Annotated in this window: 13 protein-coding genes and 1 riboswitch; of the genes, 2 read left to right on the top strand and 11 right to left on the bottom strand. The window is 43.8% G+C overall.

Translation table 11 applies throughout. From position 1 onward, the window contains the following. Positions 1-16: 16 nt before the first annotated feature. The 3 genes from ACQY73_RS28070 to ACQY73_RS28080 all read right to left on the bottom strand — a co-directional run bounded on the left by ACQY73_RS28070 (position 17) and on the right by ACQY73_RS28080 (position 3,225). Positions 17-619, bottom strand: a complete 603-nt coding sequence (locus ACQY73_RS28070; protein ID WP_428657493.1) for a TetR/AcrR family transcriptional regulator — start codon at positions 617-619, stop codon at positions 17-19. A gap of 127 nt (positions 620-746) precedes the next feature. Then, positions 747-2,543, bottom strand: coding sequence for an ArnT family glycosyltransferase (locus ACQY73_RS28075; protein WP_428657494.1), 1,797 nt, complete (start codon positions 2,541-2,543; stop codon positions 747-749). A 52-nt stretch (positions 2,544-2,595) separates the two neighbouring features. Then, a complete protein-coding gene (locus ACQY73_RS28080) occupies positions 2,596-3,225 on the bottom strand; it encodes a phosphatase PAP2 family protein (protein WP_428657495.1) in 630 nt (209 codons plus the stop codon). Positions 3,226-3,299: 74 nt separating this feature from the next. On the opposite strand from ACQY73_RS28080, the gene ACQY73_RS28085 reads away from it, so the two are divergent. Beyond that, positions 3,300-4,124, top strand: coding sequence for a hypothetical protein (locus ACQY73_RS28085; protein ID WP_428657496.1), 825 nt, complete (start codon positions 3,300-3,302; stop codon positions 4,122-4,124). A 325-nt stretch (positions 4,125-4,449) separates the two neighbouring features. Here ACQY73_RS28085 and ACQY73_RS28090 read toward each other — a convergent pair whose 3' ends face one another. The 5 genes from ACQY73_RS28090 to ACQY73_RS28110 all read right to left on the bottom strand — a co-directional run bounded on the left by ACQY73_RS28090 (position 4,450) and on the right by ACQY73_RS28110 (position 8,368). Then, positions 4,450-4,713, bottom strand: coding sequence for a Trm112 family protein (locus tag ACQY73_RS28090; protein WP_428657497.1), 264 nt, complete (start codon positions 4,711-4,713; stop codon positions 4,450-4,452). After that, the gene (locus ACQY73_RS28095) at positions 4,691-5,347 is read right to left on the bottom strand and encodes a thiamine phosphate synthase (protein ID WP_428657498.1); all 657 of its coding nucleotides are present in this window, start codon (positions 5,345-5,347) and stop codon (positions 4,691-4,693) included. The genes ACQY73_RS28090 and ACQY73_RS28095 overlap by 23 nt, the downstream gene beginning before the upstream one ends. Next, positions 5,344-6,405: an AIR synthase family protein gene (locus ACQY73_RS28100; protein ID WP_428657499.1), complete on the bottom strand. Its 1,062-nt coding sequence runs from the start codon at positions 6,403-6,405 to the stop codon at positions 5,344-5,346. Before ACQY73_RS28100 ends, ACQY73_RS28095 begins: the two co-directional genes overlap by 4 nt. A gap of 60 nt (positions 6,406-6,465) precedes the next feature. Continuing rightward, positions 6,466-7,164: a class I SAM-dependent methyltransferase gene (locus tag ACQY73_RS28105; protein ID WP_428657500.1), complete on the bottom strand. Its 699-nt coding sequence runs from the start codon at positions 7,162-7,164 to the stop codon at positions 6,466-6,468. Positions 7,165-7,230: 66 nt separating this feature from the next. Further along, positions 7,231-7,323: riboswitch (TPP riboswitch) on the bottom strand. A 19-nt stretch (positions 7,324-7,342) separates the two neighbouring features. Beyond that, a complete protein-coding gene (locus tag ACQY73_RS28110; protein ID WP_428657501.1) occupies positions 7,343-8,368 on the bottom strand; it encodes a WD40/YVTN/BNR-like repeat-containing protein in 1,026 nt (341 codons plus the stop codon). Between the two features lie 116 nt (positions 8,369-8,484). Between ACQY73_RS28110 and ACQY73_RS28115 the strand changes: the two genes are divergently transcribed. Then, a complete protein-coding gene (locus ACQY73_RS28115) occupies positions 8,485-9,891 on the top strand; it encodes a S41 family peptidase (RefSeq protein ID WP_428657502.1) in 1,407 nt (468 codons plus the stop codon). Between the two features lie 140 nt (positions 9,892-10,031). On the opposite strand, the gene ACQY73_RS28120 is transcribed toward ACQY73_RS28115, so the two are convergent. From ACQY73_RS28120 to ACQY73_RS28130, 3 genes are all read right to left on the bottom strand, one after another. Beyond that, entirely contained in the window at positions 10,032-10,760 is a 729-nt protein-coding gene (locus tag ACQY73_RS28120; RefSeq protein ID WP_428657503.1) for an ABC transporter ATP-binding protein, read from the bottom strand. A gap of 61 nt (positions 10,761-10,821) precedes the next feature. Beyond that, on the bottom strand, positions 10,822-11,340 hold the full coding sequence (locus ACQY73_RS28125) for a hypothetical protein (RefSeq protein WP_428657504.1): 519 nt from the start codon (positions 11,338-11,340) through the stop codon (positions 10,822-10,824). 1 nt (position 11,341) lies between these two features. Beyond that, entirely contained in the window at positions 11,342-12,430 is a 1,089-nt protein-coding gene (locus ACQY73_RS28130; RefSeq protein ID WP_428657505.1) for a serine hydrolase, read from the bottom strand. Positions 12,431-12,497: the final 67 nt, after the last annotated feature.

A 12,497-nucleotide genomic window follows, 5' to 3' on the forward strand; every position in this document is an offset into this window, starting at 1 on the left:
ATAGGATAAAAAAATATTACGGGGTCAAAATCAATCGAATATACACTTTAAGTTCCTCAATGCGCTGTTCCATTAGTTTGTCAAAGGCGTTGCTGTCGGCCTTAAACATATTTTGCAAAACGGGCCGCCCCAGAAACGGAAAGATACACATGCCCATGACCGAGATTACAAACTGAAGCGGGTTGATGGCTCGTAATTTTCCCTGCTGAAAATCAGCATTATAACTCATAATAAGACGCTGACTTAGCTCGGCAGGTACCTTTTTAATGAAATCCGAATTATCTCTTTTATTGATGGTATTCAAGACAAAAAGCGGCAAATAAGGATTGTTCCTCAACAATCCGATGTATTGTTCAATGAAAAATTCAACCTTTTCCATAAAAGGCAGATCTTGGTAAAAAGCCTGTTCAAGGCGCGGAAAAAATACTTGGATCTTAGCATCAAATATTTTCTCAAACAACTTGTCTTTTGAGCGAAAATAATAATGTAAAAGCGCTTTATTGATGCCCGCCACATCGGCAATGTCCTGCATACGTGACCCATCGTAGCCGTCGCGCATAAACACTTCTTCGGCTGCTTTTAAGATTTTTTCTTCGGTGGATAGCTCTGCTTCCGGCATATTTAACTTTTGGTTTAACCATTTGGTTAAATTTGATACAAAAGAATAGTTCACAATTCAATTTTCCAAATAAATCAGGAAGAAAAATAAAAACGGGAAGCATGATCAGTGCTTCCCGTTGCATTTTTCATTTGGTCATAGATTCAGAAATTTTCTGATAATCAGGCTTTCGACGAAAAAATACAAAGCCATTTTCTTCTTTGATCAATTCCAGGTTCGGGTGTTTTCTGAACTCCTCGGCACGGTCAACGCGGGAAATAAGGAAGGTAGGTTTGTCTACGGGGCCATTTAAAAGCCAACCCTCATCGCTTGCTTCAGCGCGTACACCGATGGGTTTTTTAAAGTAAAACAACTGAGCATAACTTTTAAAACCAATCGGCCATACGTATACATCCTGACCGCGCTTTGAAATGTAAAAATCAATGACTGTTCGTTGGGTATAACCTTCAATCTTTGGAACAACGACGGCACCATAAACAAACAGCAAAATAGCCGTAGCAAAAAACAATGTTCTGACAGCCAATAACTTTCGCTTCTGCCACAAAACTGCTGCGTATACAATGGCACCAAAATAAATAACGCCGAACAACCATTCATACCCCGCCCATTCGACGGGTGCCTGAAGATTGGCTACAACAAACGTATCGTCAATATAAGGTGCAATAATGGCTGAATACATACCGATCAACGGAACCGCAGTGAGCACCAATGACAGAATAAATCCAATAATAAGCAACAAAACGGTCATCCAACGCGGCCATACGATCTCTCCTTTCAGCCAACGATGTATCCATAATGCCGCTAAAAAAGATAATGGAAAATAGGTCATGGAGCTATAGTGAACAATCTTGGTTTTTACGATTGAGAAAACGATCATCACCACCCAAAACAAACAAAGCATCATAAGTATAAACGACCGCTGTTCAGGATTTGTAATCCTGAACGCTGACTGTGAGGGATTTATAATCCCGTTCGAAGATTTTCCGATTTTCCGAAGCAAAGGATTAAAAATGCGACTTACATAAGGAAGCCCAATCACAGAAATGGGGAAACAACCGATCAGAACCACTATAAAATGGTAATAAAATGGTTGCCCGTGGTCTGCTTCCGAAGTGGCACCGAGTCGATACAGGTATTCCAAAAAGGCGACAAACGTAGCCCAACCGCTTTCCCAAATGATCGCCAACATCCAACCTGCCGTAAGCAATCCTGCCGTTAAAGCATAAATAGAGAGGTTTTTGAATGAATAATAGCTGAGGCAGTCTGATGATTTGGCGACTGATTTTGATTGAAAATAATTGATCAACCAAAAAGCGCCCAACGTCAATGTTGGCACTCCAACACCCACGGGGCCTTTGGTCCAAACGGCCAAACCCGCAAAAATCCCGGCAAGAAAGAACCTCACCCCTTCCTTCGGCGTTCCCCTCTCCTTACCAAGGAGAGGGGTCGAGCGGAGCGAGGGGGTGAGGTACAGCACGCTCAAAAACATGAAATAGTTGAATAATGGGTCAATAATGCCTGACTTGAAATAAAGATGCGGTGTGACCGATCCTAAATAGGCCAAAACCCATAGGAATCCAAAACGGGCGTCGATCAGACGTTTCCCAACAAAATAAAAGGTCAATAGCGTAATGACTCCAACGATGGCGTTAGGAAATCGTGCGGCAAATTCATTTACGCCGAATATTTTCATTGAGAGTGCCTGTATCCAGATAAATAAGGGTGGTTTTTCCCAAAAAGGCTGATAATCAATTTGTACGCGTAGATAATTCTTCGTTACCAGCATTTCCCGCGCTGATTCAGCGAAGTTGATTTCGTCCCAATCAAATAAATGAACGCCGCCTAAATACGGAACAAAAAATACAAGCGCCAATAAAGTGACGACCCACGGTTTTTCGATACTGAAAGAAGAGTGACTTTTCAATGTTGCGTTATTTTATAAAGCACTTAAAGAATAATGTGCTGATGATCAATAATTATAAAGTGGAAGGCAATTTGAACCGAGGACTGTTTAACACCAATGCATACGCCGTCAAAGTCCCTAAAAGTGAGCCTGTATAGACATCGATCAAAAAGTGCTGCATTAAATACATTCTGGAAAATCCAATTGTTGCGGCCATCACCAGACAAAGAAATTTCAAAAAAGGAGATTTAACCCAAACTGCGAGCAGGGCAAATAAAGAAAATGCAGAGGTTGTGTGCCCCGAAGGGAAACTGTTCCAATGACTCAATTCAACACCTGTAACGGTATGTAAATGCTGCATCATTCCCGAAAAATATTCCGCCGGGCGAGGCTCATGAGGAAATCCGAAATTTTTGATCAGTTGTGCAAAGATTCCCGAAATGGCATACGATAAAATAATTAAAATGCCCTTTGGCCGCGACCAATACATCATCACAAGCCCAACGCCAATGCAAAAGGCACCGTCGCCCAAGTGAGTGACGTATTTAAAAAACGGGTCGGCAAGCGAACTGTAATAACGATTGACTTCCAAACTGATAATTCCCTGACGATAAAGAATTTGATATATGCCCAATACGATCAGCAATAGACCATAAGGAATGATAAACGGGGAGTTGGCACGCAGTAATTTAAACAGGTTCATGGCACAAAGATAGACTGTCGAAAAATAAATCCACTACATTTACGTTGTGTATGCGTTTACAACTTTCCATTTCTATGAAAAAGATATTCCTTTTAGGTTTGCTGAGCACGTTTTTGATGACCATCGACGCTGCCGCCCAAAAAATGCTTCAGGAAGTAATTGTGGACTATGTTGTATTTCGTCCCAATACTACCGTAAATAAGCTATTGGCTAAGAATAAGCCCATCAAAGTTTCGCTTCCCAAAGGAACAAAATCGGCTTTTTATCGAGTCACGGTTTACCAGAACGAAAAGGTAAATACATCCGATACATTCTACAAAAGCCTCCGTGTTACCAACCCCGACACGCTGCTGAAAACAGGCTTTGACTTTACGCCATATCTTTCCGAACCCAATGGGGCCGTGGGCGTAGAGGTGTATTTTTTCACGGATAAATCGGCCGCGGACAAGTTTGATGCCGGAAAAGACGCCACACCTTGCCAAAAAGTAGACAGCACCAAAAGCGCCGTGGGTGTTTTGAGTTGCCAAGGAGAAGAATTGTACGTAGGCGTTAAGAAAAAAGACAAAGGCAAATTGGTAACGGTAAAAATAGAGATAGTGGCGCTGGCCGATGTAGCCGAAGACCCCATCAACGACCGTTTCCCGTTCTCCATTCAAAACGAATTGAGCGGTGAGGTTTCCTACGAAGTTAGCGGCGACCGCACCAATTGGCAGGCATTCTTTCTTCCTTCCAAGAAAAAAGCTGAGTTTAAATTGGCTGATACACAAGTGTATATGCGCGTGAGCACCCTCGATAAAGTAACAGAAGAGTATAAAATCGATTCAGGCAAAAACTATCGTCTCTATTGGAATAAAGACACGAATCGCGTAGATTTAGGTGAAATTCCCGCCAAAAAATAGGGCACCGGCGTGGCAGGCAGGTGTGCGCAGAGAAAAGCGCTCGCTGCCGGACAAATAGGTAAACCCTTGAAATTTTAGGGTTGAGGAATAAGATTCAAACGTCGAAATCAATCACAACAAAGCAAAAATCGGAGCGGGATTTTCCGATCAAGCCTCTTGCCGGTGTAACGACTCTTCAGCAAAAGATCTTTCATGATTGGGAAAGGGTAAATACAAAATAGAAGTAAATACAGTGATAAGGTATTTTTGTCAGGGTGAAAAAAACAGTTTTTGCCCTGACAAAAAGGATGGTCGGGTTGTGAGCAACCCTCCACACGAGACTTGCCTATGAAAGCCTGAAATTCTTATTGAGTGTAATTCCTAACTGCTTAGACCACCGTTGAAGAATTGGTTCTTCAAGTTGTTTCTCGCGATATTCATCAGGGTTCATGATAGGAATTCCGTATACGATAGGATAATAACGCCGGCAGTCTGCGCATGTAAGCAGCCCTTCAATAATGTTTTGGTCAGCGTCTTGCTTAATGATTGTCAACGAGAGATCCTGTTTGTCGAACGGGCAGCACAGTTTATGAATGAGTGTTGGTTTCATCGGATGTTGAGAAATAGTGATTGAATTGTTTTGTTGTTTCAAAAGGATCGGCTGATTTCATAATGGCAGAGATAAGCGCTACTCCGTTTATACCGCAGTCCTGCAGAAGGCTAATGTTTTCCAAAGAAATTCCGCCGGCGACGAAAACGGGCATTTCAGTCAGTTTTCGCGCTTGCCTTACTATTTCTTTCCGGACGATTTCACAGGAATCGGTTGATGAAGATGGAAACATTGAACAAAAAGAGACATAATCAAAAAAATGATCGTTGGCCCATTGAACGGTGGTCAGATCGTTGCCGCAGGTGACTCCTTTTAGAAAAGTCCTTCCGATGTTATTTTCAATTTGTTTTAATGTAGAACAGGGTTTATCAAAATGTACTCCGTCCAACATTGTTTCTTTTAACAACTTCCAGTCATTATTGATCAAAACGGGAACATGAAAGGGCCCGGCTAAGGCCATGATTTCGTTTATAAAACCAATTTTGTTTGACCGGATAGGCCAGTTGTCCCAAATCTGTATCGAACTGATCCCTGCGCTGAGAGCTTGGGTCAAGCGGGGCAATGTAAACGATGGATCCCAACTTGGGTCAATGACCAAATACACCCCGCCCGTTATTTTCTTGGTATTTTTCATGTCAATCCTTTGGTTAATCCGTCAAAAAAGGCCGCCCAGTAGGGGTCAGTTGGCGGTGGAATAAGGGGAGAAAACGTTCCGTGATCATGGATTTGAATGCCTTTCTCAATGGATGTAAAGCTGCCGACCTTGGTCGCTGAAATTCCTTCTTCATTTAATTTTCGAAGCAATCCGGCCGTTTTATCAGGCTTTACTGCAATGATCATGGAGCCTGCTCCAACAGAGTAGAAGGGGGCGATGTTGAAAAGTGCACAAACGCTTTTTGCAGCGTCTCCAATGGGCAGCAAATCAGCGTTTACTTCCAACCCACATTGAGACGCTACGGCCATTTCATATAGAGCACCCAAAATTCCGCCCTCGGTTACGTCGTGCATGGCCGTAACAGCCGGTCCTTCGTTTTCATTAAATGCGGCGGCAGTCAACCCTTCTTTGAGACTGCTCGTTTGGTAAAATAATTCAATGGCTTGTTGAAAAACTTCTGTTCCGCATTTATTCTTTACCGTATTTGGAAAGCTTCTTGCCAAAATGGATGTGGCAATCAGCGCGGCTTGTTTGGTCACGACGATGTCGTTGCCCGGTTGGGCAAATCGGCTGCACAGCATCTTGCCTTTCTCGGCCACTGCTATCATTGTACCGCCTCCGGCTATGGTCGAATCAATTCCTTTAAACCGACCCGTATGTCCTCCCGTAATGGCTACGCCGATGGTTTGGCAAAAAGTGTGAATGTGTTGCCAATACGTCTGAAAATCGGCCTCCGAAACGTGATTGGGAAGATTTAATATGAACTGAGCGTAGTGAGGTGCAATGCCGGTAGTGGCCATATCATTGGCCATGAGATGCACCGACAACCAAGCTGATTCTTCCAATCCAAGGCTCGGAATGTAAGAAAGCGGGTCGCTGGTAAGAGCCATCTCAAACCCGTTGGGTAAATCAATAATGGAAATGTCGGTGCCAAAACCGGGACCGACTTTTACCTCTTTGCGAGTAGTTCCGCAGAAAGGGTAAATGAGATTCTTGAAATCTTCGTCCGTGATTTTACCTGTCTCATTGTTTTTCATAACTTCTGTTTTAGGATGCTTTTAAACTTGGAAATTATGCCGGGCTAAACTTTTCAGCCCTTACAACAGCTTTACGTACAACCCAAAAAAATCGCCGTACGGAACGCTCCATTGCTGTACCGGGAACCACTTTGGCAGGCCTGTACACGTCCATTCAATACTGTATTCGCGGCCTTTGAGTGCTTCATCAATGACAGAAATGAGGTGATTGGGGGTGTAGAACGTAGCCGTAACGTAAAAGGGATTTTTTCCGAAAGCCTGCTGAATGCGGCGGCGGACTACCTTGGGAGAATTGCGGTTCATCATGCCAAATATAATGCCGTTTTTGCCCACCCGAGCCGCTTCACGAATTACCTTTACCGGGTCGCGGTAGTATTCAAAGGTCGTAATAAATGCCACGGCGTCGAAGGTGTGGTCTTTGAACGGCATGAAATGGGAGTCGGCCATGACCAGATCGCCCTTGAACAAATGCACTGCCTGCGCCAACATAAAAGGCGAAATGTCGCCGCCGGAAGCTTCAATGTCTATTTGATGCCACCATCGGGTAAAACGAGTGGTACCACACCCAAATTCCAGCAGGGTTTTGATGCGGGGATCTTTTTTTACAAGTTGCTCAATGACTTTCTTTTGCCACACTTCGGCTCGTTTGTAAGGCCCCTCGTACCATTGCTCGTAGGTATCGGTAAACTCCCGATTAAAAAACCACTCCTTGCGGTTTTGCCAGTTGGTCAGGTCTTTTTTGACGATTTCAAAGCTCATAGTTGAAGCATAAAAAAAGCCACATCTCCCCGAAAAAGGGAAATGTGGCTATGGATGATATGAATGATTTCAGTATGATGCATTTCCTACGCCGGTACTAACCGGTTCAGGTTCACGGGTATGATCTCAGCCTCACAGGAGGCACCCCGATGCCATTATTTTAGTGCAAATGTAAAGATTAATTTGACAGTTTTACAATTTGCCCTTTCGAACCAATGGCCCAGCAGGTATTGCCCGCACAAGCCATAGCGTGCAGCCCATTGGGTGCTCCGGAAAGTGGTTGCCACGTTTTCGCATTGTCTTTTGAAATACAGCTTCCTGCAGGACCTACGGCAATCAGTGTGCCGTTCTTTAATTTATAAACGGCTTCTTTGAGCCCTGCGGGGTTTGTAGGAGTACTGTTTTGCCACGTTTTACCGCCATCCTGTGTCAGGATAACATTTTCAAAGGCTTCCTTGTCGGCTTTGTAATCACCGCCCACTGCTATGCCGTGCATAGCGCCCCAAAAGTGTAAGCCAAAAATACCCGAAGAAGCATTGGCTTTCATGGGTGCATCGGTTACCTGCCACGTAGCGCCGCGATCATTAGAGCGGAATACACGAGCATGATCGGCACCGCCCGTTCCTACCCAAACATTTTTGCTGCCCTGTACCACCATGGTCGAATTACTGGCGGCAAAGGACGCTTCATTAGGCAAGTTGGCGGGAAGTGCAGTAGGGGAGAGACGTTCCCACGTTTTGCCGCCGTCGGCTGTTTTGAGCAGATATAAATGATTATCAATAGGATCACCGAAAATGAGACCGTTTTTTTTATCCCAAAAAGCAATTCCGTCCAGAAAAACGCCCTTTTGGTCAGTTGCCCATACCTGTTGCCACGTTTTGCCGGCGTCTTCGGTCCGATAAATACGTGCTTGCCCTTCCTCGGCCAGCCCTGCGCTGACGGCAACGGCGGTTTTTTCGTTCAACCCTTTAATTCCCCTAAAGTCCAGTTTTTCGGCACCGATTACCTGTAAAACTGTCCAATTTTCGCCGCCATTTACGGTGTACAAAACCGTACCTTTGGTGCCGCCGGCCCAGAGGACTTTTTCATTGATGGCCGAAATAGAGCGGAAATGAGATTCTGTACCGCTTGTTTGCGGAAGCCATTGGGCAAGCAAAAGAGAAGGAAGAAGGAGTGTGGAAAAAATAACAATGCGTAGAAACATTTGAGTGGGTATTTTGTCGTAAATAGTAAAAAGCAGCGTAAAGTTTGGGATAGCAGGCTATTTAAAATAAATTTGAGTTTATCACGTTTTTGTACGTCGAAACCTTCTCAACAAATATGCAAAAATTAATTTCAAAAACATTCCTTTTCGGCATCGTTGCCTTGTTGACCGGGTTGAATGCGTGTAAACAGGGAGATGTATCGTCGGGAGATGCTTTAGTGAATGACTTTCTCTCGGTCAACATGGATTATTGGTACTATTGGCGAGACAAAATTCCCGCAGGTGCGTTAGACAATAAGACATTGGCACCCGAGACCTATTTTAACTCACTGCTTTATACTTTCGATGCAACGGCCCGCCCTGACGGCGACCGTTTTTCACGTTTCCTGTCAAATGCACAGGAAACCGAATCTTCCTTATCGGGAGAAAGCAAAACGACAGGCGCGAGAATGGCTTTATACAACAGTAATAACACCATTGCGGGCTTTGTCATGTACGTATTTCCAGGCTCTCCTGCGGCAAAGGCAGGCATCAAACGCGGAGATATTTTTGCTAAAGTCACAGTGGATGGACAATTGGCTACGGTTGACAATTATACCGCGCTTTTTGCCGAAGGTACCAACTATATATACACCGTGGGACGTTATGAAAACAAGGCGTTTGTATCTGCCGATCAAACCAAAACGGTTGTTGCGCAGGCGTTGCAGGAAGATCCGATGTTGCTGGATACTGTGTACACCAAAGGCACGAAAAAAATCGGTTATTTGGTCTATAATCGGTTCTATTCAAAACCTAATAACAGCGATCAGCCTTTGTATGACCAAAAAATGGCTACCATTTTCGGAAAGTACAAAGCCGCAGGAATCAACGAATTTATTCTGGATCTGCGGTATAATGGCGGTGGATATACTTCCACGGCCAGAACATTGGGAAGTTTTATTGCCAAAGGCGTAACGGATAAGACCGTTTTCTCGCGCGATGAATACAACTCAAAAGCGACGCCTGACCTTGAGAAAAACCAAGGAAAAGAATTTAATCTCAATTATTTCCAACCCAAAACGGAAAATATTGGCGCAAACTTACAGCGCGTCTATGTTTTGGTCAGTAGCCGTACTGCTTCAGCCAGCGAACTGGTTATCAATGGATTAAAGCCTTTTATGGATGTATTTTTAATTGGTGATGTGACTGTTGGAAAAAACGTAGGGTCTATTCTGATCAAAGACAGTAAAAACCGATTCGCACAAGGCATGATGCCTATTGTGATCAAAGTTTTCAATTCGGCCGGACAGTCGGATTATACGGCAGGTTTTAAGCCAAATGTTCAAATTAAAGAAGATTTAAGCGTACCATTTTACGCCTTTGGCGATTTGAGGGAGCCGCTTTTGTCGGAAGCCTATTTTCAAATCACGGGCAATCGAAGTGCCCGTAGAGCTGTTTCAGAAACACCGGACAGCGACCGCCTTAAAATTGCGCCTTCGCTGATCGAAACCGAAATGGTGGTAGATAAGCCCTTTTTGAAGTAAAGAGATCAACGTTTATTAAGGGCTTAAGCATAAATGGATGGTCGGGTTGTGAGCAACCCTCTACACCTTATCCGTGCAGAGGGTTGCTCACAACCCGACCGTTTGCGTATATTTTTCTTAAAAGGCCATGCCTTTTCAATTTAATGACTTCCCAACCCCTGCGCCATTAATCGCGCTTTTGTTGGATTTTTATTGATCGTATCGGTTTCTACCAAACCATCACGGAGGCGAACCACGCGGTGAGCATAGTTGGCGATATCGTCTTCGTGCGTAACAACCACAATAGTATTGCCTTTGGTATGAAGTTGTTCAAACAGATCCATGATCTCGTAGGATGTTTTTGAGTCCAAGTTCCCTGTTGGCTCATCGGCCAACAAAATACTGGGATCATTGACCAACGCCCGGGCTACCGCAACGCGTTGGCGCTGCCCCCCGGAAAGCTCGTTAGGGCGGTGTCCGGCGCGGTTTTCCAGACCTACGTTCTTAAGAGCAAGCATGGCTTTTTCGGTTCGTTGAGCCTTGGTAAAACCTGCATAGATCAGGGGAAGTGCCACGTTTTCGAGCGAAGTCATGCGTGGAAGAAGATTAAAGGTCTGAAACACAAACCCGATTTCCTTGTTACGTACTTCGGCGAGTTCGTTCTCGCTCATATCACTTACGTCCTTATTATTCAAAACATATTTTCCCGAAGTTGGCGTATCTAAGCAACCAATAATGTTCATTAGGGTAGATTTGCCCGAACCTGACGGTCCCATAAAAGCAACATACTCACCTTTATTGACCGATATTGTTACGTCTTTGAGCGCTTCAATTACTTCGCTACCCATTACGTAGCGTTTGGCAATGTGGGAGGTTTCAATGATTTTCATGACTGATTATATTTCTCCTGAATGAATAGATGTCTATGAATATAAATAAAGGATTAGTGTATTATCCGGCAGCAGCGATCACTGCCGCTTTTTTGGCTTGACGCCGTACAAAATAATTACGTAAAAACAACCCCGTCAGGATCAATATATCATTTTGGGGAGACGATTCCAAAACAGTAAGTTCACCTTCTTTTTTGAAAAAAGTACGAACCGTTGTATAATGGATTATTTCAGGGTCTTGGTCCGTACCGGGAAGGTCATGAATAAGCGACCACTCACGGGATAAAAACCCATTTTTCTTGAAAAGGTAGGTTTCTCCGTTTAAATGCAGCGTTGCTTTTCTGCCAAAATGCAGTTCGATCGTTGCAATAATGGTATCGTTTCGGTCATGCACATTGACTTGTTTTGTCAAAAAACCGTGAACATCAAAGCGCAGGGTAGTCTGATTGAGGTGAGCCGTCACATCAGAGCTGAAAAGCTCCCGTTTCATTTCGCCGATCACATTTTCATTGTCAATGATTTGAGTAATGCGGCTGAAAGCGGCATTGACCCATTTAAGTTTGCCCGGTAATGATGACATGTTAGTTGAGTTGTTTCAAAATAGATAATATGGCTTTGTTGTCCGGATTGTTGATCAGTATTTTTTGGATAAAGACTTGAAATTCTGCCTGTAACAGCGTTTGTTCAAAAACACCGAGATTATTGGTAAATATGACCATTTCAGTCTTGTTTCCCTGCTTGTCGGTAGCGTAAAGTGCATAGTTCAGAACAAATGCCGTTGACCCTCCTTTTGCCCCAAAATGTACAAACCGTTTTTTGTTGGCAGGATCGAACCGCATTGGCCACTCCATCAACTGATCCAAAACAGCTTGCGTATTTCGGTTAAAATACGTGCGACTGTTTATTTTTTTCATCAACCCGGCGTATTCCTGCACCGTTGAACTTGGCAATCTATCCGACCAAATCCGCTGTACGGGAAGCGGAACATTCGCCATGTTAAAGGTGGCTTTGGCGCCGGTATCCACTTTCATCAGCTCAAAGTACTTATTGGTACGTTGGAGATACAGCGACATAGGCATTTTTTTTAATCCGGTAGCTGAGTGTTCGTCCGAGCATACATAAAGGGCTGATACAAACGGATACAGCAATTGATGCTTAACAAGTCCAAGCTTTGGAAGATTGGCGTTGATATTATTGAGCCCCAATTTCCACATCAGATATTCCGTATTGGCATTACTGCTGAACTGCATCATGCCTTTGGCAATCTCCAGCAATGAAACAGTATTCTTGATCAACAATTTTTCCTTTTTCAAACTTTCCAACCAGGCTGGATGCGCACCGCCATCGGTATCCGGAATATAGAACCGTCCCGGCTCGCTTATCGGAACACGTTCCTCAACATTGATTTTTCCTTCCGCTGCCTGTTGAGCAAACTCAATAGCAACTATGATCTTGACTGTGCTGGCCAATGGCATGAGTGTGTCCGCACGATGGTTGACCAACAGGGAATCATTACGTACCCAATATATTGCGCACTTTTTAGGGTTTTTAAGCAAGTATTCAGCTACAAAGTCCTGTTCATAACGCAAATATTTAAAGTAAAAGTAAGCAAACACACAACTGAATAATACAGCTAAGATTCCTAAGCCAGTGGCCAGTACTTTCCACATAAAGAGTGGTTATTTTTTTATGATGGTAGAAAAGAGTTATAGGGCAAAATGAATAAGTAAAAGTACG

Source organism: Runella sp., from assembly GCF_965279615.1.
GTDB lineage: Bacteria > Bacteroidota > Bacteroidia > Cytophagales > Spirosomataceae > Runella.